The sequence below is a fragment of the Paenibacillus sp. NPDC058367 genome, assembly GCF_042723305.1.
In the GTDB taxonomy this organism is placed as follows: Bacteria; Bacillota; Bacilli; order Paenibacillales; family Paenibacillaceae; genus Paenibacillus_AQ.
In genome coordinates, this window is sequence record NZ_JBHXIZ010000008.1 from 108844 (window position 1) to 109380 (window position 537).

Sequence of the window (537 nt, forward strand, 5' to 3'; positions counted from 1 at the left end):
CTCCGTCCGCTCCCGTTGCTCCAGTCGCTCCAGCTGCTCCCGTTGCTCCAGTCACTCCAACTGCCCCCGTTGCTCCAGTCGCTCCAACTGCTCCAGTTGCTCCGGTCACTCCATCGGCTCCTGTTGCTCCGGTCACTCCAGCCGCTCCTGTTGCTCCGGTCACTCCAGCCGCTCCTGTTGCTCCAGTCACACCTGCCGCTCCCGTCGCTCCAGTCACCCCGTCGGCTCCTGTTGCACCAGTCGCTCCAACTGCTCCCGTTGCCCCAGTCACTCCAGCTGCCCCTGTTGCTCCAGTCACTCCGTCGGCTCCCGTTGCTCCAGTTACACCTGCCGCTCCTGTTGCTCCAGTCACTCCAGCTGCCCCAGTCACTCCAGTTACACCTGCCGCTCCTGTTGCTCCAGTCACTCCAACTGCTCCAGTTGCTCCAGTGGCTCCATCCGCTCCCGTTGCTCCAGTTACACCTGCCGCTCCTGTTGCTCCAGTCACTCCAGCTGCCCCAGTCACTCCAGTTACACCTGCCGCTCCTGTTGCTCCGT

General features: G+C 63.7%; 1 protein-coding gene. It reads right to left on the bottom strand.

Translation table 11 applies throughout. The features are described 5' to 3' along the window. Positions 1–537, bottom strand: a 537-nt coding sequence (locus tag ACFWMP_RS28500) for a hypothetical protein (protein WP_379425722.1), incomplete at both ends; no start/stop codon positions are given.